General features: G+C 61.7%; 22 protein-coding genes. 4 read left to right on the forward strand and 18 right to left on the reverse strand.

The window, feature by feature from the left end:
* Positions 1-105 precede the first annotated feature (105 nt).
* A complete protein-coding gene (gene xseA / locus QOL81_RS20550; protein WP_055312720.1) occupies positions 106-1,482 on the forward strand; it encodes an exodeoxyribonuclease VII large subunit in 1,377 nt (458 codons plus the stop codon).
* 3 nt (positions 1,483-1,485) lie between these two features.
* On the opposite strand, the gene QOL81_RS20555 is transcribed toward xseA, so the two are convergent.
* Both QOL81_RS20555 and QOL81_RS20560 read right to left on the reverse strand, forming a co-directional pair.
* Positions 1,486-3,852: a glycoside hydrolase family 31 protein gene (locus QOL81_RS20555; RefSeq protein WP_169318678.1), complete on the reverse strand. Its 2,367-nt coding sequence runs from the start codon at positions 3,850-3,852 to the stop codon at positions 1,486-1,488.
* Positions 3,853-3,863: 11 nt separating this feature from the next.
* On the reverse strand, positions 3,864-5,174 hold the full coding sequence (locus QOL81_RS20560; protein ID WP_099816858.1) for an MFS transporter: 1,311 nt from the start codon (positions 5,172-5,174) through the stop codon (positions 3,864-3,866).
* A gap of 359 nt (positions 5,175-5,533) precedes the next feature.
* Between QOL81_RS20560 and QOL81_RS20565 the strand changes: the two genes are divergently transcribed.
* From QOL81_RS20565 to QOL81_RS20575, 3 genes are all read left to right on the forward strand, one after another.
* A complete protein-coding gene (locus tag QOL81_RS20565; protein ID WP_100396642.1) occupies positions 5,534-6,616 on the forward strand; it encodes a LacI family DNA-binding transcriptional regulator in 1,083 nt (360 codons plus the stop codon).
* A 62-nt stretch (positions 6,617-6,678) separates the two neighbouring features.
* On the forward strand, positions 6,679-7,704 hold the full coding sequence (locus QOL81_RS20570) for a M4 family metallopeptidase (protein WP_060424922.1): 1,026 nt from the start codon (positions 6,679-6,681) through the stop codon (positions 7,702-7,704).
* A complete protein-coding gene (locus QOL81_RS20575; protein WP_033635587.1) occupies positions 7,704-8,045 on the forward strand; it encodes a protealysin inhibitor emfourin in 342 nt (113 codons plus the stop codon). Before QOL81_RS20570 ends, QOL81_RS20575 begins: the two co-directional genes overlap by 1 nt.
* A gap of 4 nt (positions 8,046-8,049) precedes the next feature.
* On the opposite strand, the gene QOL81_RS20580 is transcribed toward QOL81_RS20575, so the two are convergent.
* The 16 genes from QOL81_RS20580 to hscA all read right to left on the reverse strand — a co-directional run bounded on the left by QOL81_RS20580 (position 8,050) and on the right by hscA (position 23,926).
* Complete coding sequence (locus QOL81_RS20580) at positions 8,050-8,271, reverse strand: zinc ribbon domain-containing protein (protein WP_060424924.1); 222 nt, start codon at positions 8,269-8,271, stop codon at positions 8,050-8,052.
* 12 nt (positions 8,272-8,283) lie between these two features.
* Positions 8,284-9,240, reverse strand: a complete 957-nt coding sequence (locus QOL81_RS20585; RefSeq protein WP_060424926.1) for an AEC family transporter — start codon at positions 9,238-9,240, stop codon at positions 8,284-8,286.
* A gap of 99 nt (positions 9,241-9,339) precedes the next feature.
* Positions 9,340-10,830, reverse strand: a complete 1,491-nt coding sequence (der, locus tag QOL81_RS20590; protein WP_019452357.1) for a ribosome biogenesis GTPase Der — start codon at positions 10,828-10,830, stop codon at positions 9,340-9,342.
* Between the two features lie 131 nt (positions 10,831-10,961).
* Entirely contained in the window at positions 10,962-12,143 is a 1,182-nt protein-coding gene (bamB, locus tag QOL81_RS20595; protein WP_169318679.1) for an outer membrane protein assembly factor BamB, read from the reverse strand.
* An 11-nt stretch (positions 12,144-12,154) separates the two neighbouring features.
* Positions 12,155-12,775: a YfgM family protein gene (locus QOL81_RS20600; protein ID WP_033635592.1), complete on the reverse strand. Its 621-nt coding sequence runs from the start codon at positions 12,773-12,775 to the stop codon at positions 12,155-12,157.
* A 13-nt stretch (positions 12,776-12,788) separates the two neighbouring features.
* Positions 12,789-14,063 (reverse strand): histidine--tRNA ligase, encoded by a 1,275-nt coding sequence (hisS, locus tag QOL81_RS20605; RefSeq protein ID WP_025159556.1) that lies wholly within the window; start codon positions 14,061-14,063, stop codon positions 12,789-12,791.
* A 139-nt stretch (positions 14,064-14,202) separates the two neighbouring features.
* Positions 14,203-15,324, reverse strand: a complete 1,122-nt coding sequence (gene ispG / locus QOL81_RS20610; protein WP_016929756.1) for a flavodoxin-dependent (E)-4-hydroxy-3-methylbut-2-enyl-diphosphate synthase — start codon at positions 15,322-15,324, stop codon at positions 14,203-14,205.
* Positions 15,325-15,371: 47 nt separating this feature from the next.
* Positions 15,372-16,346, reverse strand: a complete 975-nt coding sequence (gene rodZ / locus QOL81_RS20615; RefSeq protein ID WP_038874539.1) for a cytoskeleton protein RodZ — start codon at positions 16,344-16,346, stop codon at positions 15,372-15,374.
* Positions 16,336-17,085 (reverse strand): type IV pilus biogenesis/stability protein PilW, encoded by a 750-nt coding sequence (pilW, locus tag QOL81_RS20620; protein WP_033638557.1) that lies wholly within the window; start codon positions 17,083-17,085, stop codon positions 16,336-16,338. The genes rodZ and pilW overlap by 11 nt, the downstream gene beginning before the upstream one ends.
* Before the next feature lie 98 nt (positions 17,086-17,183).
* Positions 17,184-18,380 (reverse strand): dual-specificity RNA methyltransferase RlmN, encoded by a 1,197-nt coding sequence (gene rlmN / locus QOL81_RS20625; RefSeq protein WP_004941426.1) that lies wholly within the window; start codon positions 18,378-18,380, stop codon positions 17,184-17,186.
* Between the two features lie 237 nt (positions 18,381-18,617).
* Positions 18,618-19,043, reverse strand: coding sequence for a nucleoside-diphosphate kinase (gene ndk, locus QOL81_RS20630; RefSeq protein WP_004941424.1), 426 nt, complete (start codon positions 19,041-19,043; stop codon positions 18,618-18,620).
* A 162-nt stretch (positions 19,044-19,205) separates the two neighbouring features.
* Positions 19,206-20,036, reverse strand: coding sequence for an enhanced serine sensitivity protein SseB (sseB, locus tag QOL81_RS20635; protein WP_087762410.1), 831 nt, complete (start codon positions 20,034-20,036; stop codon positions 19,206-19,208).
* An 89-nt stretch (positions 20,037-20,125) separates the two neighbouring features.
* Complete coding sequence (gene pepB / locus QOL81_RS20640) at positions 20,126-21,421, reverse strand: aminopeptidase PepB (protein ID WP_033635597.1); 1,296 nt, start codon at positions 21,419-21,421, stop codon at positions 20,126-20,128.
* Positions 21,422-21,504: 83 nt separating this feature from the next.
* The gene (iscX, locus tag QOL81_RS20645; RefSeq protein WP_006327336.1) at positions 21,505-21,705 is read right to left on the reverse strand and encodes a Fe-S cluster assembly protein IscX; all 201 of its coding nucleotides are present in this window, start codon (positions 21,703-21,705) and stop codon (positions 21,505-21,507) included.
* Positions 21,706-21,737: 32 nt separating this feature from the next.
* Entirely contained in the window at positions 21,738-22,073 is a 336-nt protein-coding gene (gene fdx / locus QOL81_RS20650; protein ID WP_004941417.1) for an ISC system 2Fe-2S type ferredoxin, read from the reverse strand.
* Between the two features lie 2 nt (positions 22,074-22,075).
* Complete coding sequence (hscA, locus tag QOL81_RS20655; RefSeq protein ID WP_060424938.1) at positions 22,076-23,926, reverse strand: Fe-S protein assembly chaperone HscA; 1,851 nt, start codon at positions 23,924-23,926, stop codon at positions 22,076-22,078.
* Between the last annotated feature and the right edge of the window lie 26 nt (positions 23,927-23,952).

The following is a 23,952-nucleotide window of genomic DNA, read 5'->3' on the forward strand; positions in this document are numbered from 1 at the left end:
GAATCGGTTGCCTCCAGCACTTTCTTACAAAAAGTCTTGATTACCTTTTTCAGCCATGTAGTATCGACCAATTAAGTGATTGTTTTGAAATTTGATCTGGGTCACATGTCGCTACCTGTTTCGCCTTCCATTTTTACCGTAAGCCGCCTCAATCAGACGGTTCGCCAACTGCTGGAAATGGAAATGGGGCAGATTTGGCTCTCCGCCGAGATCTCCAACCTCTCCCAGCCCGCCTCCGGCCACTGGTATTTCACGCTGAAAGACGACCGCGCCCAGGTGCGCTGCGCGATGTTCCGAAACAGCAACCGCCGCGTCACCTTCCGGCCGCAAAACGGCCAGCAGGTCCTGGTGCGCGCCAGCATCACGCTGTATGAACCGCGCGGCGACTACCAGCTGATCGCCGAGAGCATGCAGCCCGCCGGCGACGGCCTGCTGCAGCAACAGTTCGAGCAACTGAAACAGCGCCTGAGCGCCGAAGGGCTGTTCGATCAGCAGTTCAAGCAGCCGCTGCCCGCCCCGGCCAAACGCGTCGGGGTGATCACCTCCGCCAGCGGCGCGGCGCTGCACGATATTCTGCAGGTCTTGCAGCGGCGCGATCCGTCGCTGCCGATCGTCATCTACCCCACCTCGGTGCAGGGCGCAGAAGCGCCGATGCAGATCGTGCGCGCCATCGAGACCGCCAACCGCCGCGACGAATGCGACGTGCTGATCGTCGGCCGCGGTGGCGGTTCGCTGGAAGATCTGTGGAGCTTCAACGACGAACGCGTGGCACGGGCGATCTTCGCCAGCCGCATTCCGATCGTCAGCGCCGTCGGCCATGAAACCGACGTCACCATCGCCGATTTCGTCGCCGATCTGCGCGCGCCGACCCCTTCCGCCGCCGCCGAACTGGTCAGCCGCAATCAGCTTGAGCTGTTGCGCCAGCTGCAGTCGCAGCAGCAGCGGCTGGAGATGGCGATGGATTACTACCTGGCGCAGCGCCAGCAGCAGTTCACCCGCATTCACCACCGTTTACAGCAGCAGCATCCGCATCTGCGCCTGGCGCGCCAGCAGACGCTGCTGTTCAAGCTGCAGCGCCGGATGGAAGACGGCATGCAGCAACAGCTGCGCCTGGCCGCCCGCCGCAGCGAACGCGCCCAGCAGCGGCTGGCGCAGGTGCAGCCGCAGGGCCGCATTCACCGCTACCAACAGCGCGTACAGCAGCAGGAATACCGCCTGCAGCAGGCGATGGAGCGGCAGCTCAACGCCTACCGCCAGCGCTTCGGCGTGGCCTGCAGCCAACTGGAAACTGTCAGCCCGCTGGCGACGCTGGCGCGCGGCTACAGCGTGACGCAAACCCCGCGCGGTGAGCTGCTGAAAACCACCAAACAGGCGCAGGTCGGCGAACTGCTGAAAACCCGCCTGCAGGACGGCTGGGTGGAAAGCGAGGTGAAAACCATCACCGTCGCCAAGAAGCCGCGCAAGAAACGCGCGGCCGAGTAACCCCTACTCCAGCGTAAAACGCTCGCCCGGTTCGCCGTTTACCCACAGCGCGCGCGTCTCGCCTTCCGGCAGGCTGAGCGCCAACGTGCGCCAGGCCGGGCGGAAACGCCCTTCCGTCGTGATATCCAGCATGATGCGCTGATTGTCGCAGCGCATTTCCCAGCGCAGCCACAGCGCATCGCCCTGCCGCCAGCCTTCGCTTTCACCGTCGTCCTCAAACAACAACCCACTACTTGCACCGCAGCCCTTGAGCGGAAACAGCCGCAGCTCGCGCCGATCGTCGGCGGCCACGTCCACATGCGCCAACCGCTGCGACAGCGGCAACGCCGCCCCGGCGCGCACCAGCAGCGGCAGACGCTCCAGCGGCGCCGCCAGCGTTACCGTTTGGCCGCCGCCGAACCACTGGCCGCTGTAGAAGCAGTACCAGCCTTCGCCGTTGTCCGGCAGATACACCGAACGCCGGCGCTGCCCCGGTTCCACTACGCTGGCCACCAGCAGATCGCGGCCGATCAGAAAATCGTCGTTCTCGTCGAAGGTGCGCGCATCCTGTTCATGATCGAGAAAGGTCGGGCGCAGCATCGGCTCGTCGTCGGCGCAGGCCTGCCATAACAGGGTGTAGAAATACGGCAGCAGCCGGTAACGCAGGTTGATCGCCTCGCGCACCGCCGGGGTGGCGGCCGGGTACATCCAGGGCTCGTTGACCGTGGCGTCGTCGTTCCAGGAATGAATGGTGAAACGCGGATGCATCACGCCGTTTTGCACCCAGCGCACCAGCAGCTCCGCATCCGGCTTGTCGCCGGAGAAGCCGCCGACATCGTGGCCGAGGTTATACAGTCCGGACAGGCTCATGCCCAGCCCCATGCGGATGTTGTAGCGCAGCGTCTGCCAGCTGGTGCGGTTGTCGCCGCTCCAGGTCTGCACGTAGCGCTGCATGCCGGCGCAGCCGGAGCGCGAGATCAGGTACGGCCGCTTCTGCGGCGCGAAGCGCTGCTGGGCCTCCATCGAGGCGCGCATCATCAGCAGCGGCATCACCGGGCGGATGTGCTTGATGGCGATCGGCCGCCCGAAGCCGTGGCAGCGCGCTTCGCCGTCCCACACTTCGTATTCGTTGTTGTCGTTCCAGGTCGAGTCTATGCCCATCTCCAGCAGCTGCTGCGTGACACCCTGCTGCCACCAGCGCACCGCCGCCGGGTTGGTGAAGTCGAGGTGCGATCCCTCGTCGTCCCAGAAGCTGGAGCGCTCGGGCGCGTCGCTTTGCGAATCGCGGATAAACAGCCCCTGCGCCGCCACCGCCTGATACTGCGGGTGATCCTGCAGCAGGCACGGCTTGATGTTAGCCGCCAGCCTGAGACCGGCGTCGTGAAACGCCTGGCTCAATTGCTTGGGCTGCGGCACCTTGTCGTAATTCCAGTTGAACACGTAGCGCTTGTTGTTGATCGAGGTGTAGCCCGACGACAGCTGGAAGGAGTCGCAGGGAATGGCGTGTTGACGGCACAGCGCGATGAACTGCTGCAGCTGCTGCTGGGCATCCGGCGCGTCGGTGTAGTGCATGGTCGAGCCGCTGTAGCCCAGGCTCCACTTCGGCCCGAAGTGGGTGCGGCCGGTCAGGCGCACGAAGGCCTTGGTGACGTCCACTACCTTCGGCCCGAGGAACAGGTAGTAATCCAGATCGCCCGCTTCGGCCTGATAGCGGCGATAGGCCGCGTGGTAGTTGTCGATCTCGTTGCCCAGATCCAGCCAGCAGCTGCTCAGGTTGTCGTAGAACAGGCCGAAGCTCGCCTCCGGCCCGCGGGTGATGGTAAACGGAATGTGTTTGTACAGCGGGTCGGTGCTGGCGGCGTTGTAGCCCATCGCGTCCAGATTGCGCATCTCGAAGCGGCGGCCGGTGCGTTCCAGATCGCCGGCTTTCTCCCCCAGGCCGTAATAGCGCTCATCGGCGAAACGGCGCTGGTAATGCGCCACGCCGTCGCCGTGCGCATTGAGCAGATAGGCGCTGGTCGGCCGGTCCGCCGCCAGCGGCCGCCATTCGCCGGCGGCGTTGCAGTACTCCCATTCCAGCCACAGCGGCTGATGTACCGTCACGCGCAGACGCGGCGTGCTGACCACCAGCCGATCGCCCTCCTGGCGCAGCTGATAGCCCGGCAGGCTGAAGCCGGCGACGCTGAGCCGATCGCGCCCCTCCCAGGGCACATCCTCCTGCGGCGCGATGCTCCAGGTGCGATCCAGCGCCAGCTCGCCCTCACGTTTGATCAACACGCGGAACAGATCGTTTTCCAGCACGTACAGGCAGAAACGGTGGCGTTCATCGACCAGCAGCTCAACGTGGTCGGCATGCTGCGCCGCCAACGTCCAGTTTTTCAAGGTTTTCATAAGCATTCCACTTAGCTGTGTGAAGGTGTTTTCTTACCGCCACGTTCGGCGATCAGGGCAATCAGGAACAGGGCGCCGATCAGGTCGAAGAAACCCATGGCGATGAACAGCGGGTTGAAGCCGAGGGTGTCGGATACCGCGCCGATCAGCAGCGTGAACAGGAAGCTGGCGATCCAGGCACTGGAGCCGCGCATACCATTGACCGTCGCCATCTGGTTTTTATCGAACGACTCCACCACCAGCGCACTGAGCATGCAGGAGATCACCTGGTGGCCGAAGCCGCCGATCGAGATCAGCGCGATCGCCACATAGGGATCTTGGGTGATCGCCACGAACGCCAGCGACACCATCAGGAAAGCGCCGGTCACCGAGCTGGCGACCACCGAGTTGACGCGGCTGCAGCCGAACCATTTGCGGTACAGGGTGGTGAGATAGCCGCTGGCGACGCTGCCGATATCCGCCGCCAGGAACGGCAGCCAGGCGAACATCGCGATCTGTTTCAGATCCATGCCGCGTTCGGTGGCCAGGTACAGCGGCACCCAGAAGCTGAAGACCGCCCAGGCCGGTTCAGCGAGAAAGGCCGGGATGGCGATGCCGTAGAACTTCTTGTTCTTGCACAGGCTGGCCAGCGAGGTGAGGAACGGCAGCTTCGGCAGCACCGGCTCGTTGTCTTCGCGGATCAGATCCAGCTCTTGCTGGCTGAGGTTCGGGTGCTGCTGCGGCGAGTGGTAGAACAGCCACCACAGCACCACCCAAATCAGCGCCAGCCCGCCGGAGAACAGGAAGGCGCCCTGCCAGCCGAAGGAGACGTGAGCGATGACGATGATCGGCGGCGCCAGCATGGCACCGATGGAGAAACCGACGCCCGCCCAGCCGGCGGCGATCGGCCGCTCCTTCTTCGGGAACCAGTCGGAGATCGCCTTGGCGTTGGCCGGGGTGGCCGCCGCCTCCGCTCCCCCCATGAAGAAGCGCAGAATGGCCAGTTGCAGCCAGCTGCCGGCGCCGGCGTGCAGCATGCATACCACCGCCCAAATGCCGGCGCAGATCAGAAAGCCCATCTTCAGGCCGATAACGTCGATCAGCCAGCCGCAGATCGGCTGAAACACCGTGTAAGCCAGCTGGAACGACGCCACCACCCAGGCATATTGCTCGGTGCTCATGTTCAGGCTGGTTTTCAGCTCCGGCGCCAAAATGCCCAGCGAGTTACGGGTGATGTAGTTGACCGTGACGCCCAGCAAGAACAGCGCCAGCATCCACCAGCGCAGCGATTTGAACTTGCGCCGGCCGCTCTGCGCGACCGCCTGATTGATCTCCACACTCATCGGTTCTCTCCCCGCGGCCGCCGGCGACGGCAACGCGTGTTTTAGTAGGGTACGTTGTGCTATCAAACACGGGACGGTGAAAACGGGTCGGCGCCGTATCATTGGCCGACAGACAATCACAACCCCATGATTTATTTTTTGTTTTCTTTTTCGCACACCGTTAAAATTGGACTGACAGGTCGCTAAAATTGGTGTACCAATGCAGACTACTCAGCGAGAGCGCGTAGCGAAACGGGGTTTTTTGCAAAGATTTTCACAGGCGGGTGAAAAAATAGTCATAATGGGCATGAAAGCCGGTCAAGACGCTGAAAATCCGCGGTGAAAATATTCTCATGGACGAATTTGAAGGAGATCACAGAATGAACGGAAAGCTGAAAATTCAGGAGATCGCTCGCCAAACCGGGTTGTCGATCAGCACCGTTTCCCGCGTGCTGGCGGGCAAGGCCAACACCAGCGCCGAGGCGCGCCGCAAGGTGCTGGACTGTGCGCAGCAAAACGGCATTCTGCAGGGTATTTCCAGCGGCCGGCTGATGCTGAACAACGTGATGGTGTTCGCGCCGCAGCGCGCGTTCGACGTGCGCACCGACATCTTCTACTACAAGGTCATTCAGGGTATCGCCGCCGCGCTGATGGAGCACGAGGTGCGCATCCGCTACTGCGGGCTGGAAGAGCAACACAGCGACGGCGCGCTGTTTCTGGAAAAGATGAGCGACCCGCACACCGAAGCGGCGCTGATCATCGGCATCGACGACGAGCATATCCACACCCTGGCCGCCGATCTGCACAAGCCCTGCGTACTGATCAACTGCAGCGATCGGCAGATGCGGCTGGACAGCGTCTCACCGGATCATCAGCTGATCGGCGACTATTCCGCCAGCTACCTGTTTCAGCAGGGGCACAGCCATATCCTCAATCTGCAGTGTCTGCGCCGCCACACCATGGAGCTGCGGCTGGCGGGCATCCGGCAGGCCTACGCCCGGCATCATTTGCCGTTCGACGACGGCCGCCATCTGGTCACCACCTCCGGCTTCGGCAGTGAAGAGGCCGAGCAGGCGCTGGCCACCTATCTCGACGGCCTCCTCGGCCACTCCCCGCTGCCGACGGCGATCCTGGCCGGCGGCGACTACATGGCGGTCGGGGCGGTCAAGGCGCTCAACAAGCGGGGCCTGAGCGTGCCGGGCGACGTCTCGGTGATGAGCACCGACGGCTTCAACCTGGCGGAAATCCACGATGTGCCGCTGACCTCGGTGCAGGTTCCGCGCGATGAGCTGGGCTACGAGGCGATCCAACTGCTGCAACGGCGCATGCTGCGCGCCGACGCGCCGCCGTGCAATCTGCTGCTGCACGGCCGGCTGGCGGTGCGCGCCTCGGTGCGGCGCATCAGCCCGCACAAGACCGCGCCGGCGGTGAGCACGCATGACCACAGGCTTTATGACGAGTAGGCTACACTTAGGCACAGTGCATTCATTCGATGAGGTAAAATTTTTGCCTAAGGAGAGCCACTATGCCAGCCCAGCGCATGCGTTCCGTCATTCCTCCCTACATGCTGCGCCGCATCATTGAACACGGCAACGCCCCGCAGCGCGACTGCGCGCTGCACACGCTGAACCACGTGCAAAGCCTGCTCGGCAATAAGCCGCTGCGTTCGCCGGCCGAGAAAAACGCCCGAGCCGGCGAAGCGCTCCGCGATATCTACGACGCCCAAAACGGCACCCAGCTGCCCGGAAAACAGGTGCGCAAAGAGGGCCAGCCCAGCAACCACGACGTGGCGGTGGACGAGGCCTACGACTATCTCGGCGTCACCTACGATTTCTTCTGGCAGGCCTACCGCCGCAATTCACTGGATAACCAGGGGCTACCGCTGGTTGGCAGCGTGCACTACGGCAAGGAGTACCAGAACGCCTTCTGGAACGGCCAGCAGATGGTGTTCGGCGACGGCGACGGCGAGATCTTCAACCGCTTCACCATCGCCATCGACGTGGTCGGCCACGAACTGGCGCACGGCGTGACCGAGAGCGAAGCCGGGCTGATCTACTACCAGCAGTCCGGGGCGCTCAACGAGTCGTTGTCCGACGTATTCGGCTCGTTGGTCAAGCAGTTCCACCTGCAGCAAACCGCCGATAAAGCCGACTGGCTGATAGGCGCCGGGCTGCTCGCCAAGGGCATCAAAGGCAAAGGGCTGCGCTCGATGTCGGCACCCGGCACCGCCTACGACGATCCGCTGCTGGGCAAAGACCCGCAGCCCGCCAGCATGAAAGATTATATCCAGACCAAGGAAGACAACGGCGGTGTGCACCTCAACTCCGGTATCCCCAACCGCGCCTTCTACCTGGCGGCGACGGCGCTGGGCGGCTTCGCCTGGGAGAAAGCCGGCTACGTCTGGTATGACACGGTGTGCGACAAAGCGCTGCCGCAAAACGCCGACTTCGCCACCTTCGCCCGCGCCACGGTGAAACATGCGCTAGCGCGTTTCGACCAGAGCGTGGCGGACAAGGTGCAGCAAGCCTGGCATCAGGTGGGGGTGGAATAATGAAACCGCTGCCGACGCTCAATCAGGATACGGTCATTGAGCTGGCGCGCGAGGGGGGCTTCGCCTACATTCCCAAACTGGCGGGCCAGCGCCGCATCGCGCTGGCCGATATCACGCCGGAGCAGCGGCAGCGCCTGAATCAGTTGCTGAACCAGACGCTGCCCTATGCGCAGGAAGAAGGCCAGCCCACCTCCCCCGGCTGCGGCGACCAGCGCTACTACCGCGTGCAAATCAACTACACCAGCCCCACCCTGAGCACTGAGATCGTGCTGTTAATCCCGGAAAGCAGCGCGCCGCAGGCGCTGGTGGATCTGTGGAAAACCGGCCAGGTGGATGAGTGAGGGCTTACAGCGGCTGATAGCTGAAATTCACCCGTTTTTTGGAGATCAGCCCGTGCCCGTTCTGGCACAGGTAATCCACCGCCCCGCAGGCTTTCAATTCTTGCAGCGGCTGCCCGCACTCCGGGCAGCTCGCCAGCTGCCGATAATCGCTCTGGCAGGTTTCACAATGGTAGTGACCCGCTACCCACTTCATGGTCTGACGGCAGTGCGGACAGTGCGCTTCCATAACGACTCCAGGTTAAATCGCGCCCCATGAGCGCAAGAAATAGATCCCCAACGCGGTGGTGAAGAACGAACCGACGGTGGTGATGGCGATAATGTTGGCCGCCAGCGTGGCGTTGCCGCCCATGGCGCGCGTCATCACATAGCTGCCCGAAGCGGTCGGCGTGGCGGAAAACAGGAAGATAATGCCCAGCGCCGCCCCCTGAAACCCGCACAGCCAGCCGGCCAGCGTCATCAGGCACGGCACCAGAAACAGCTTGGCCGCCGACGACAGCGCCGCCACGTTGGACGAGCGGAACATGGCGCGAAAATCCAGGCTGGCGCCGGTGCACAGCAGCGCCAGCGGCAGCGACAGCGCGGAAATATAGCTGCCGGTCTGGCGGATCACGGCCGGGATGCCCAGCCCGGTTTGCGCATACAGCAGCCCGCACACCAGGCCAATGATCAGCGGATTGGTAACGATGCTGCGCAGCAAAGACAGGTGGCTGATTTTCTTGCCCTGCCCGCCCTGCAGGCTGCGCGTGAGGGTGATGACCGACAGTATGTTGAACAGGATCACCGTCACCGTCAGGTACAGCGAGGCGAGCGCAATCCCTTCGCTGCCATAGGCGGTCATGGCGTAGGCCAGGCCGACGATGGCGGTATTGGCGCGGAAACCGCCCTGTACGAACACCCCGCGCTCACGCGGCTCTTTCACCAGCCACTTGGCGGCCAGCTCCAAGAGCAGGAAGGTCGCCAGCGTGCCGACCGCGCCAAACAGCACCAGCGGCAGGTTGCCGAGCAGCTGCGGGTGGTTGGTGGCGATGCTGAAAAACAGCAGGCACGGCAGCGCCAGATTGAACACCAGGCGGGTCGCGCCGTCGACAAAGCGGTCATCCATCAGGCGCCAATGGCGCAGCAGGATCCCCAGCAGCATCATCAACAGATTCGGCACGGTGACGTTAAACGCAAAACTCCAGGTTTCCCAGGACATGGTGTTCCTTCAGGCAGGCGAGGTAATCTTCAGATAATAAAACGATTTCGGGCCAATAAAAAAGGGGCGCGGCATCACTGCCGCGCCCCACATGAGCGATTACTTGCTCTTTTTCAGGTGGCTCATCAGGCGCTTGCGCTTACGCATCTGGGTCGGCGTCAGCAGGTTGCGTTTGCCGGCGAACGGGTTGTCCCCCTCTTTGAACTGGATACGGATCGGCGTCCCCATCACGTTCAGCGAGCGGCGGAAGTAGTTCATCAGATAGCGTTTGTACGAATCGGCCAGATCGCTGACCTGGTTGCCGTGGATCACCACGATCGGCGGGTTGTAACCGCCGGCGTGGGCATATTTCAGCTTCACGCGGCGGCCGCGCACCAACGGCGGCTGGTGATCGTCAACCGCCATCTGCATGATTTTGGTCAGCATCGAGGTATTTACGCGGCGGGTTGCGCACTCGTAGGCTTCCTGCACCGATTCGAACAGGTTGCCGACGCCGCTGCCGTGCAGCGCGGAAATAAAGTGCACGCGCGCGAAGTCGACGAAGCCCAGACGCAGGTCGAGCATCTCTTTCACGTGCTCGCGATCTTCTTCGCTCATACCGTCCCACTTGTTGACCGCAATCACCAGTGAGCGCCCACTATTGAGGATAAAGCCGAGCAGCGAGAGATCCTGATCGGAGATGCCTTCACGCGCGTCGATCACCAGCAGCACGACGTTGGCGTCTTCAATCGCCTGCAGGGTTTTGATCACCGAGAACTTCTCGACGGTTTCGGTCACCTTGCCGCGTTTACGCACCCCGGCGGTGTCGATCAGCACATATTCGCGTTCGTCGCGCACCATCGGAATGTAGATGCTGTCGCGGGTGGTGCCCGGCATGTCATACACCACCACGCGCTCCTCGCCGAGGATGCGGTTAGTGAGCGTAGACTTACCAACGTTCGGACGACCGACGATCGCCAGCTTGATCGGCAGATCCTGCGGGTTGAACTCTTCTTCCGGCTCTTCGTCTTCTTCGCCTTCCAGCGTTTCGCCGTTTTGCTCGGCCCAGTAAGCGGCGTTGGCCTCTTCCTCGGTCAGCTCGACGTCTTCCGGTTTTTCCGGCACGAACGGCACCAGCACGTGTTCGATCAGTTGGGTCACGCCACGGCCGTGGGAAGCGGCGATAGCGAACACTTCACCCAGGCCGAGCGAGTAGAAATCGGCGGTAGCGGTGTCCGGATCCAGGCCGTCGGTCTTGTTGGCCACCAGGAAGGTTGCCTTCTGACGGCTGCGCAGGTGCTGGGCGATGCCCTGATCCGCCGGCATCAGGCCGGCGCGGGCGTCGACCATGAACAGCACGATGTCCGCTTCTTCGATCGCCAGCAGCGACTGACCGGCCATGCGCGTTTCGACGCCGTCTTCGGTGCCGTCGATACCGCCGGTATCGACGATGATGAATTCATTGCCTTCGATTTCAGCACGACCATACTTGCGGTCACGCGTCAGCCCCGGGAAATCCGCCACCAGCGCATCGCGCGTATGGGTTAAACGGTTGAACAAGGTGGATTTACCCACATTCGGGCGCCCGACCAGCGCGACGACAGGTATCATTGTTGAAGCCTCATTACTTAATAATCAATGCGTTACTGCACTGTGGATAGACACCAGCGGTACAGCTTATAAAAATACGAAACGGCCCCTGAACATTCAGGAGCCGTTTTCAAGCCTTGCGACGAGCGGCGTTAGCGGGTGAAAGCGTAAACTTTCCCGCCGCGAGCCTGGATGACCAGCTTGTCGCCGGCCACCATCGGCGCAGACAGGAAGCCGGAGCTGTCCACTTCCTGCTGGGCGACAAAACGGCCATCGGTGGTGTTGATCCAGTGCAGATAGCCTTCGGCGTCACCGGTCACCAGATAACCATTATACATCACCGGCGGCGTCAGGTTGCGGTGCAGCAGATCGCTCTGCGTCCACACGGTCACGCCGCCTTCGGTGCTGAGCGCGACGACGCGATCGTTTTGGTCGATCAGGTAGATGCGGCCCGCGTCGACGATGAAATCGTTCACCGACCCCAGCTCGCGTTTCCAGATAATCTGGCCGGAACGCAGATCCAGCGCCGTCAGGTTGCCGTTGTAGCCCAGCGCGTAGACCACGCCGTCAACGATCACCGGCGTGGTGTCCACGTCGTTCAGGCGATCGATTTCGGTCGCGCCGCTCGGCTGAGAAATGCGCTGTTGCCAGATCAGTTGACCCTGCTGCATCAGCACGGCGCTGACGCGGCCGTTGTCACCACCGACGATGGCAGCGCCAAAGGCGACGGCCGGCGCGGATTCACCGCGCAGCGACAGCGAAGGCATGTCCAGGTTAACCGTCCATTTTACCGCGCCGTCGGCTTCGTTCAACGCCTGCAGCATGCCGTTGGAGGTGTGCACCAACACCATGCCGTCGCTGACAACCGGACGGGAGATCGCTTCGCCGGCCACTTTGGTCTGCCAGGCGATGGCGCCGTCGGCGGTGTTCAATGCGTAAACCACCGCTTTTTCGCTGCCGACGTAAACCTTGTCACCCGCGACCGTCAGGCCGCCCGACAGCAGCGCAGACAGGTTGCTGGAGAAGAAACCGGTCTTCTCCGAGAGATTGACCTTCCACTTCTCGTTGCCGCTGTCGGCGTCCATCGCTTTCACGATGCCGAAGCGATCGGCGGCGTAAATGGTGCTGTCCTGATAGGCCGGACGCAGGTGGGAGTAATACTCACCGATACCGTCGCCCACCGTGGTGCTCCACGCCTTGTTCGGCGTAAACTGATTTTCAACTTTCGGCAACGGCGACATGGTAACCACGTCTTCTTCGCTGTTAAACAGCGAGCAACCACTCAGCAAGGCAGCGGAAACCAGTCCGACCAAGAGTGTTTTACGCAATTGCATGGGAATTCCCCTTAGCTGGACAAGTTATTCAATTTCATGCGCAGCAGAACCTGCAGCGCCTGAGAAGCGTTGGATTCAATGCCTTTGCTGTAAGCTTCGCGCGCGCCCTTGGCGTCGCCCTTGGCCAGCAGCACATCGCCGCGCACATCCTGCATCATCGCCGCCCAGCCTTCGCCTTTCACGCCATCCAGCGTTTTCAGCGCTTCATCCAGCTTTTTCTCCTGCAGCTGGACGCGCGCCAGACGCAGATCGATCATTGCCAACAGGTTGTCGTCTTTGGTCTGGCCCTGCGCCAGCGCCAGTTGCTGTTCCGCCTTGGCGAAATCATTCTGTTCGACAAAGTGCTTGGCCAACTGCAGCGCGGCCAATACGCCGTAGCTGTTGCCGTTAGCCTGGACAAATTTCTCCGCGGCAGCCACGTCATCCGGCTTGCCGGCCGCCAGACGATCGCTGGCTTCCTGATAGGATTGCGACGCAGCCATCATGTTGGAGTTTTCATGGCTCTGCCAGTAACGCCAGCCAACCAGGGCACCAATTCCGAGCACCACGCCCACCGCCAGCGCTTTGCCGTTCTCGGCAAAGAACCGACGCAGTGCGTCGACTTGTTCGTTTTCAGTGGTATAGACTTCCACGGTGTCCTTCTCCTTAACCTAACATCAAAGCCAGACGCGCAGCGACTTCGCTTTGCGCCAGCGTTTCTTGTTCACCACTGCGCAGGTCTTTCACCACCACCTGCTGCGCCGCCACTTCGCTCTCACCCAGGATCAGCGCGATGCGCGCGCCCCATTTGTCCGCACGGGTAATCTGCTTCTTGAAGTTGCCGCCGCCGTAATTAGTCATCAGCTTCAGCTGCGGCGCCGCGTCGCGCACCTGTTCAGCCAGCTGCATCGCCGCGCTCTGGGTGCCCGCGCCGGAAGAGATGACGTACACGTCGATAGCCGACGGCGCCTTGAATTCCGGGTTAACCGCCTGCACCAGCAACACCAGGCGCTCGAGGCCCATGGCGAAACCGACCGCCGGGGTGGCACGGCCGCCCAATTGCTCGACCAGGCCGTCGTAACGGCCGCCCGCACAGACGGTGCCCTGCGCGCCCAGGCTGGTGGTCACCCACTCAAACACGGTGCGGTTGTAGTAATCCAGACCGCGCACCAGGCGCTCGTTAACGGTATATGGGATACCTGCCTGCGCCAAAAGTTCACACAGACCGGCGAAGTGAGCACGGGATTCTTCGTCCAGGTACTCGGACAGGCGCGGCGCGTCGTTCAACAGCGCCTGCACCTCAGGATTCTTGGAGTCCAGCACGCGCAGCGGGTTGCTGTACATGCGGCGTTTGCAGTCTTCGTCCAGCACCTCGACGTGCTGCTCCAGGAACGCCACCAGCGCGTCGCGGTAGTTGGCGCGCGCCTCCAGAGAACCGATGGAGTTCAGCTCCAGCTTGACGTGCTCGGCGATGCCCAGCGCTTTCCACCAGCGGGCCGTCAGCAGGATCAGCTCGGCGTCGATGTCCGGGCCTTGCAGGCCGAACACTTCCGCGCCCAGCTGATGGAACTGACGGTAGCGGCCCTTCTGCGGGCGCTCGTAGCGGAACATCGGGCCGATGTACCACAGACGCTGTTCCTGATTGTACAGCAGACCATGTTCGATGCCGGCGCGCACGCAGCCAGCCGTCCCTTCCGGACGCAGCGTCAGGCTTTCGCCGTTGCGGTCTTCGAAGGTATACATCTCTTTTTCCACGACGTCGGTCACTTCGCCGATCGCGCGTTTGAATAACGGGGTCTGCTCTACAATCGGCAACCGGATTTCGCTGTAACCGTAGCTGCCCAGCACCTGCTTGAGGGTGCCTTCAATACGCTGCCATAATGCCGTTTCTTCCGGCAGGTAGTCGTTCATGCCGCGAATGGCTTGAATGTTCTTTGCCACGTGAGTTCTCTGTCCGTTGTCTGTAAAAATGAACCCGATTATAGGGACTTTGCCGCCCGGTATTCAACGCGGATGCGGTTTTCTGCCCTTCAGGTTCATAAACAAGCGGGCCAACAGGCCCGCCGTGTAGCGATAACGCTTATTTTTCCAGCAGGTTGACCGTGATGCGGTTGCTTTCGTCCATCATCGCGGCCTTGGCGCGAATTTTCGCTTCCAGCTGGTCGATCATCTGTTCGTTGTCGAAACGCTCTTTCTGGCGCACGCCGTCTTCATAGAAGCCGCTCTTCTTATGGCCGCCGGTCACGCCCATGGTGGACACCAGTGCTTCCCCCGGGCCGTTCACCACGCAGCCGATGATCGAAACGTCCATCGGCGTGATGATGTCTTCCAGGCGCTGCTCCAGCGCGTTCACCGTGCCGATCACGTCGAACTCCTGACGCGAACAGGTCGGGCAGGCGATGAAGTTGATGCCGCGCGCGCGGATGCGCAGCGACTTCAGGATATCGAAACCGACCTTCACCTCTTCAACCGGGTCCGCCGCCAGCGAGATGCGCAGGGTGTCGCCGATGCCTTCAGACAGCAGCATGCCCAGGCCGATGGCCGATTTGACCGACCCGCTGCGTGCGCCGCCGGCTTCGGTGATGCCCAAATGCAGCGGCTGATCGATGCGCGACGCCAGCAGACGGTAAGACTGCACCGCCAGGAACACGTCCGACGCTTTGACGCTGACTTTAAACTGGTCGAAGTTGAGGCGATCGAGGATGTCCACGTGGCGCATGGCAGATTCCAGCAGCGCTTCCGGCGTCGGTTCGCCGTACTTTTCCTGCAGGTCTTTCTCCAGCGAGCCGCCGTTGACGCCGATGCGAATCGGGATGTTCTTGTCGCGGGCGCAGTCCACCACCGAGCGAATGCGCGATTCGTTACCGATGTTGCCCGGGTTGATACGCAGGCAGTCTACGCCGTATTCGGCAACCTGCAGCGCGATGCGATAATCGAAATGGATATCGGCGACCAGCGGCACGTTGACCTGCTGCTTGATCAGCTTGAACGCCTCGGCGGCGTCCATGGTAGGAACCGAAACGCGGACGATGTCGACGCCCACGCGCTCCAGCGCTTTGATCTGATTAACCGTTGCTTCAACATCGGTGGTACGGGTGTTGGTCATCGACTGCACGGCAATCGGCGCGCCATCACCAATAGGCACCTTGCCGACGTAAATGCGTGTAGATTTTCGACGGTTGATGGGCGCTTGGTTATGCATTACTTACTCTCCATTGCTGCTCTGACATCACGACCGGGGCCGCGCGATTACTGCGCGGCGACGGTCAGGCGAGCAACACGGTTTGACTTAACGAACCGGCTTAAATCAACCGGTTTACCCTGATACTGGATCTGTACTGCCGCCGGCGCGCCGATGGTCAGCTTATACGGCGCGGTGCCGGCCAGGTTCAGCTTGCCGCCCTTCTTCTGGGTGCCGCTGAACAGCGTTTTACCGCTCGCGTCGCTCACCTGCAGCCAGCAGTCAGCGGAGAAGTCCATTACCAGCGCGTTCGGATCGGCTGCCGGCGCAGCCACGCCCGCATCGGCGGTCGGCAGCGGCGCTTGTGCCGCCGGGGTGGTTTCCGGCAGGGTAGTCTGGCTTGGCGACACCACGGCAGGCTGCTGCTGAGCCGTGCCCGGCACCTGAGCGGTAGCCGCCGGTGCCTGAGCCGCTGCGCCGGCATCGGCCGGCGCAGCGCTGTTGTCGGTCAACGGCACGTTGGTGCCAGCGTCGGCGTTGCCGTCGGTCAGCGGCACGGACTGCCCTTCGTTATTCTGTGAAAGCTGCGCGGAGGACTGATCGGCCATGGTGGCGATCTCTTCCTGCTGGGCCTTGTGGTTTTGCCACCACCAGGCGCCGGTCAGGCCGATCACCACGAACACGATAAGCCAGGTGAAGCTCATCAGCCAGCCGTCGCGTTTCTTGCGGCGCTTGCCCAGCGAGAAGCTTTGCATCGGCGCCACTTTCGCCATCTTCAACGGCGCCTGCTTGGCCAGCATCGGCAGCAGTTCGTCTTCCGGCAAATGCACCAGCTTGGCGTAGGAACGGATGTAGCCGCGCACGAAGGTGGACGCGAGGTCAGCAGACACGCTGTCTTCCTCGATATCGCGCACGGTGGACATTTTGAGACACAGGCGTTCTGCAACGGTCTGTTGGCTCAGCCCGAGTTGCTCACGGGCCTGACGCAGGCGCTGGCCCGTCGTCATGGATACGGTTTTATCTTGGGAGGCTTCAGTATTCATTAGCTAAGAACTGCTGGTACTGTTTGGATTGTGGAAAACTTCGCGCTAGCTGCTTGCCATAGCGTTGAACGCTATCCTGACGGCCGGCTAACGCGGCGAAACGAATCTGTAACCATAAGCTGCTGGCGCTGGCCGGCAGAACATGCTGATAAACATCCAATAAAAGTTGCGACTGGGCGCGCTTCCCTTCTCCAAATTGCTTTTCGGCCTCCGCCAACAGCGGAGTGCCTTTGTCCGGATCGACCTTCAGCGCGCGGCTCAACAGCGTGCGCGCCTCATCGTTTTGTCCGGCCTTGAGAAAACAGTAACCTGCGTTTTCCAGGCTGTCGGCGACCTGGCCATAATCGGGCGCCAGCGCCGCAGCGCTAAACTGCTGTTGCGCCGGTACATACTGCCCTAAACCGCAAAGAAACGCACCGTAATTATTCAATACGGTGCCATTGCCTGGCGCAAGTTTGAGCGCTTGCCGATAACGCTGTTCGGCCGCGGCATTTTCACCGATCCGCTGCTCATAGAGCGCCATGCCCAACTGCGTGCGGTAATCCTGTGGGGCCGCGTCCAGCGCCTTTTCCAGGTTCTGGCGCGCGGCGTCCATGTCGCCTTGCTGCAGGTACTCCAGGCCCAGCTGCAACCGCGTCTGGCCCGCCTCAGAGACTTGTGCTTCCTTTTCCGGCGCTGAACCGGAACACCCGGCCAACAACCCGGCCGCCAGCCACACACCCCACAGTTTCAGCTTCATGCCCGCATTCATTTCCTTATCGGCCGTCAGCTAACGCCCGCCAGCGACACGCTTGCGCATAACAGGCTGTTAGATAACAAAAAATGGTGCTATAGGATTCAGACCGCCCGTACGTTGATAGGTTCCCCGGCCATTTTCTTCTTCAGGGTACGCTTGGTACGGTCGATCACTTCACCCGCCAGTTGCCCGCAGGCGGCGTCGATATCGTCACCACGGGTTTTACGAACAATAGTCGTAAAGCCGTATTCCATCAACACCTTGGAGAAACGATCCACCCGGCTGTTGGAGCTGCGGCCGTAGGGGGCGCCCGGGAACGGGTTCCACGGGATCAGGTTGATCTTGCACGGCGTGTCTTTCAGCACTTCAGCCAGCTGATGCGCATCGTCGGTGCTGTCGTTGATATGATCCAGCATCACGTACTCGACGGTCACGCGGCCCTGATTGGCGTTGGATTTTTCCAGATAGCGACGCACCGCGGACAGGAAGGTCTCGATGTTGTACTTGCGGTTGATCGGCACGATCTCATCGCGGATGGTGTCGTTCGGCGCATGCAGCGAGATCGCCAGCGCCACGTCGATCATGTCGCCCAGCTTGTCCAGCGCCGGCACCACGCCGGAGGTAGACAGGGTCACGCGGCGTTTGGACAGGCCAAAGCCGAAGTCGTCCAGCATGATTTCCATCGCCGGCACCACGTTGTTCAGGTTGAGCAGCGGCTCGCCCATGCCCATCATCACCACGTTGGTGATCGGGCGTTGGCCGGTCACCTTCAGCGCGCCGATGATTTTCGCCGCGCGCCACACCTGGCCGATGATTTCCGACACGCGCAGGTTGCGGTTGAAGCCCTGCTGCGCCGTCGAACAGAATTTACACTCCAGCGCGCAGCCTACCTGCGAGGAGACGCACAGCGTCGCGCGGTCGGCTTCCGGGATGTACACGGTTTCGACCTGCTGATCGCCGACTTTAATCGCCCACTTGATGGTGCCGTCGGCCGAACGCTGTTCTTCCGCCACTTCCGGCGCGCGGATCTCCGCCACGCGCTGCAGCTTGCCGCGCAGGACTTTGTTGATGTCGGTCATCTGCTCGAAATCGTCGCAGCAGTAGTGGTAAATCCACTTCATCACCTGATCGGCGCGGAACGGTTTCTCGCCCATTTCGGCGAAGAACTCGCGCATTTGCTGGCGGTTCAGGTCCAGCAGGTTGATTTTGGCCGCAGCCGGTTGCTCCACGTTAACGGAGGGGGTAGTCAGCGAATTATTTTCAGACACGGTGTGCTCGGACGTGATGGGTTCTAACATAATGATCTCTGGCCTCGTTATTACACGTTATGGCGCTAAAGAATGGACAGTAAGTTGTGCATTTCAGCCCGCATGATTCGGGTGGCGGCACTAAAAACACGCCCCTGACAAGTCGTCTTATCAGGGGCGCGGCATTGTACAAATTTTAGTAGCGGGTGGCTACGGCTGAAAGGCATTCAGGGCATTTTTATTGTTTCAGCCGGTGAATGCCTGGTTATCAGCCAAGAAACGGCACGATTAACGTGCGCAGATTTCGCTTTCGTTGAAGAAGTAAGCGATTTCGCGCTGTGCAGATTCAACGGAGTCGGAACCGTGCACGGCGTTAGCGGTGAAGCTGTCCGCGTAGTCGGCACGCAGGGTACCGGCCAGCGCGTTGTCCGGGTTGGTTGCGCCCATGATGTCGCGGTTGCGCTGTACGGCGTTTTCAGATTCCAGAACCTGCACCATGATTGGGCCGGAGGTCATGAACTCAACCAGACCGTCGAAGAATGGGCGGCCTTTGTGCTCAGCGTAGAAGCCTTCAGCTTGTTCGCGAGTCAGACGCAGCATTTTAGCGGCGATGATTTTGAAACCGGCGCGCTCGAAACGCGCATAGATAGCGCCGATGTCGTTGTTGGCTACAGCGTTTGGTTTAACGATGGAAAAGGTACGTTCTACGGTCATGATGGCCTCTGTATGACTTCCAAAACAGGCCGGTCTGCAATGTTGCCGGCCTTCTCAAGTGGCGCAGATTATATGTGCGCCGTTAACGCTTGCCTACGGGAAAATCAACATTTCATTAAAAAAATATGATCTTCATGGGCCATTTTCGACAACGTGACGGCGCTACTGGGTCTTGTCGGTAGACGGGATCAAATTGCGCAGCCAGCTGCCCCAGCGGCGCTGATAAAACGGCTGCGTATGGGAGATCAGATAGTGGCTGATGCCGCGCTCTTTCTCCGACACCAGACAGAAATCCACTGGTTCGTCGTTCGGCGCCGTTTCGCTGGCGACGCTGCCGGCCTCGTTGATCAACGCCTCGATCTCCGCCGGCTCGGCGTCCACTTCCAGCCCGATCAGCAAATTCGGCTTCTCGTCCGCCGCCTGGTCGTGCATCAGCGCCAGAAACGCGCGGCGCACCGGCTTGCGCTGGCTGAACAGCGTGGTCAACGCGTCCACCATCGCCGACGGATACTCTTCGGGCTGCCCCAGCAGGATTTGGGTCTCTTTGTCGACGTAATGCTCCACCGGTTTGACAATACCGCCGGTCGCCAGCAGCATCGCCACCTCTTCCGGATAGAACTCCTTGCCGTATTCCGCCTTCGGGTTGAGGAACAGATCAGCGCCCTGGGTGATTTCGAACAACACCCGCGCCGGCATAGCGATAAACGGCTGTTCGTCCTCAACGGCCTTCTGCAATGCCTCCAGCGAGGTGAAGAACGGAATGATGCTGCCGCCGTCCTGCTTCTCCCAATGCTGGATATTGACCGGCGTATCCGCGTTCAGCGCGATGTCGCCGTCCTGCTGCACCTGCTCGCTGTCGCCGAGGATCAGCACCGTGGCGTCGAGCAATTCACGGAAGAACGCCGGGCGGTGGGCCGGCTCCGTCACCGCCAGCTTCAGCAGGCGTTCAAGTTCGTTCTCGCTCGGGGCGGCATCGTGATGATGGGCACTCATGGCAAACTCCAGGGATCAAATAGCGAGGCCCAGCATGCTGGGCCCCGAAGATAATGCGCATTCTAGCGCCCGACGTGGCGGGCGTTCAATTATTTGGCTTTGCTCAGCAGTAGATTGGCCAGGGTACGCACGCCCAAACCGGTCGCGCCGGCCGACCACTGCTCCACCGCGCCTTTGCGGTAGGTGGCGGAACAGTCGATGTGCAGCCAGCCTTGCTGGTAATTCTTGACGAAGTGCGACAGGAAGGCCGCCGCGGTGCTGGCGCCGGCGGTGTAGGCCGGGCCGGCCACGTTGTTCAGCTCGGCGAAGTTGGACGGCAGCTGGCTGCGGTGGAACTCGGCCAGCGGCAGACGCCAGAACGGCTCTTGCTCGGCGGCGGCGCTGCTCAGCAGCTCCTGCGCCAGCGCGTCGTCGAAGCTGAACAGCGCATGGTAGTCGTTGCCGACCGCTGTTTTGGCCGCGCCGGTGAGGGTCGCGCAGTCGATAATCAGCTGCGGGTTCTGCTCAGAAGCGTCGATCAGGCCGTCGGCCAGCACCAGACGCCCTTCCGCATCGGTGTTCATCACCTCAACGGTTTTGCCGTTGCGGTAGCGAATGATGTCGCCCAGTTTGAAAGCGTTGCCGCTGACCATGTTGTCGGCGCAGCACAGGTACAGCTTCACGCGCTGCTTCAGGCCGCGCGCCGCCGCCAGCGCCAGGGCGCCGGTGATGGTGGCCGCGCCGCCCATGTCAGCCTTCATCGAATCCATAAAGGCGCTCTGTTTCAGGCTATAACCGCCGGTATCGAAGGTGATGCCCTTGCCGACCAGGCAGGCGAACACCGGCGCGTCCGGGTTACCGGTCGGGTTGAAGTCGAGCGCCAGCAGCACCGGTGGGCGCTCGGAGCCGCGGCCGACGGTGTGGATGCCGGCATAGTTCTGCTCGCGCAGATCTTCGCCCTTGGTGATGCGGTAGCTGACGGCATCACAGCCGACGTCGCACATCAGATCGACGGCGCGGGTCGCCAGTTGCTCTGGCCCCAGCTCTTCCGCCGGCATGTTGATGGTGTCGCGCACCCAGTCAACGATCTTCAGGCGCTTATCCAGCTCCTGACGCGCGGCTTCCGGCAGCTCGGCCCATTCGACGTTGCGCTGCCCTTTCGGCCCGCGGTAACCCTGCCAAAACGCCCAGCTGTTTTCCAAGTCCCAACCGTCGCCGGCCAGCTTGACGTTTTTGATGCCCTGACCGTCAATTTTGCGGCCCGCACGCTGGATCGCGCCCAGCTTGTCGGCGCCGGTCAGGTGGATGGTCATCCCTTCGCCGTTGGTGCTGAGCAGCGCTTTTTCGCCCCAACGGGCGTCGGCAGGTTGTTGCGACAGCGTGACCTGCATGAATTCTGTTGTCATAGCCTTCTTACTCCGGATTATTCTTTTATTAATCTTGTCGGATACAAAATAAACGGGCCGCCCATGGCAGCCCGTTACGCTATTTACTCCGCTTCATCTAACCAGACCAGCAGGATCGCTTCCAGTATTTTTTCGTTGGAAGCCTGCGGATCGTCGTCGAACTCTTCGAGATCGCAGATCCACTGATGCATGTCGGTAAAACGCACGGTTTTCGGATCGGTGTCCGGGTATTGGTCGTACAGGGCTTCGCCGATTTCTCGGCTATCGGTCCACTTCAGTCCCATTATGATCTCCGGGTTGGCGCTGCGGCTAACAATTAATGCTCACGCGCGTGGTTGACGGTGTAGCGCGGCATTTCGACCACCAGATCTTCGTCGGCGACCAGCGCCTGGCAGCTCAGACGGCTTTCCGGCTCCAGCCCCCACGCTTTGTCCAGCATGTCGTCTTCCAGCTCACTGCTCTCTTCCAGCGAATCGAAGCCTTCACGTACGATGCAGTGGCAGGTGGTGCAGGCGCAGGATTTCTCGCAGGCGTGCTCAATTTCAATGCCGTTGCGCAGCGCAACGTTGAGGATCGACTCCCCTTTTTCGGCTTCCAGAACCGCCCCTTCCGGGCAAAGATCTTGATGGGGCAGGAAAACAATTTTAGGCATGGTTAAACCTCATCCACAGAATGGCCAGCCAGCGCGCGGCGAATGGAAGCGTCCATGCGGCGCGCGGCAAAATCTTGCGTTTGTGCATCTAATGTTTTGATGGCGTCTTCGATAGCGGCGGGATCTTCCCCCTGCACCGCCTGCTGCAACGCCTGGGTCGCGGCGGCGATCGCCTGGCTTTCCGTCTCGCTCAGCAGCGCGGCGTCGGTGGCCAGCGCGCCCTGCAGGCTTTCCAGCACCCGCGCGGCTTCCACGCGTTGCTCCGCCAGCTTGCGCGCGCCCACGTCGCTTTGCGCGTTGGCCATCGAATCCTTGATCATGCCGGCGATTTCGCTGTCCGACAGGCCGTACGACGGCTTGACCTGGATCGACGCTTCAACGCCGGTGGATTTCTCCATTGCGGTGACGCTCAGCAGACCGTCGGCATCCACCTGGAAGGTAACGCGAATGTGCGCCCCCCCGGCAGGCAGCGGCGGCAGGCCGCGCAGCGTGAAGCGCGCCAGCGAACGGCAATCCTGCACCAGCTCACGCTCGCCCTGCAGCACGTGGATCATCATCGCGCTCTGGCCGTCTTTGAAGGTGGTGAACTCCTGCGCGCGCGCCACCGGAATGGTGGTGTTGCGCGGGATCACTTTCTCCACCAGGCCGCCCATGGTTTCGAGGCCCAGCGACAGCGGGATCACGTCCAGCAGCAGCATGTCGCTGTCCGGCTTGTTGCCCACCAGAATGTCGGCCTGGATCGCGGCGCCGATGGCGACCACTTTATCCGGATCGATCGACGTCAGCGGCGTGCGGCCGAAGAAGGCCCCCACCTGCTCACGCACCAGCGGCACGCGGGTGGAACCGCCGACCATCACCGCTTCCAGCACCTCGTCGGCGGCGACGCCGGCGTCTTTCAGCGCGCGGCGGCAAGCCATCAACGTACGTTTCACCAGCGGAGCGATCAATGCTTCGAACTGGGCGCGGGTCACCTCGCCCTGCCAGCCGGCTACCTCAACGCGCACGCTGTCGGCATCGCTCAACGCGATTTTGGCGGCGATAGCGGCATCCAGCAGCTGGCGCTGCACGCCGTGGTCGCTGCGATCGGCCACGCCGGCCTGCTCGCGCAGCCAGTCGGCCAGCAGGTGATCGAAGTCGTCGCCGCCCAGCGCGGAATCGCCGCCGGTGGCCAGCACTTCGAACACGCCGCGGCTGAGGCGCAGAATGGAGATATCAAAGGTGCCGCCGCCCAGATCGTAAACCGCGATCACCCCTTCCTGGCCGGAATCCAGCCCGTAGGCGATCGCCGCCGCGGTCGGTTCATTCAGCAGGCGCAGGACGTGCAGGCCGGCCAGACGCGCCGCGTCTTTGGTGCCCTGGCGCTGCGCGTCGTCGAAGTAGGCGGGAACGGTGATCACCACGCCATCCAGCTCGCCTTCCAGCGCCGCTTGCGCGCGCGCGGACAGGGCCCGCAGGATATCGGCGGAGACGCCGACCGGGTTAACCGGGCCGGCGGCGGTGACGATCAGCGGCAGGCCGTTGTCGCTGGCCTGGAATTGATAAGGCAAGTTCGGGTAACGTTGCTGCACGTCCGCCAACGAGCGGCCCATCATGCGTTTGATGGAGCTGACGGTATTGGCCGGATCCTGCGCCGCCTGTTGGCGCGCCTCCCAGCCGACGCGCTGCGCGTCCGCCTGATAATGCACCACCGAAGGCAGCAAATGGCGGCCCTGTTCGTCGGCCAGCGTTTCCGCTTGCCCACTGCGCACCGTGGCGACCAGCGAGTTGGTGGTGCCTAAGTCGATGCCGGCGGCCAGACGTCGCTGGTGCGGCGCGGCGCTGAGGCCAGGCTCACTAATTTGTAATAAGGCCATGTTGAAGCTTCCACAATCAGAATCAG

Origin of the sequence: Serratia sp. CC22-02 (genome assembly GCF_900182895.1) — a bacterium.
Classification (GTDB): Bacteria; Pseudomonadota; Gammaproteobacteria; order Enterobacterales; family Enterobacteriaceae; genus Serratia; species Serratia nevei.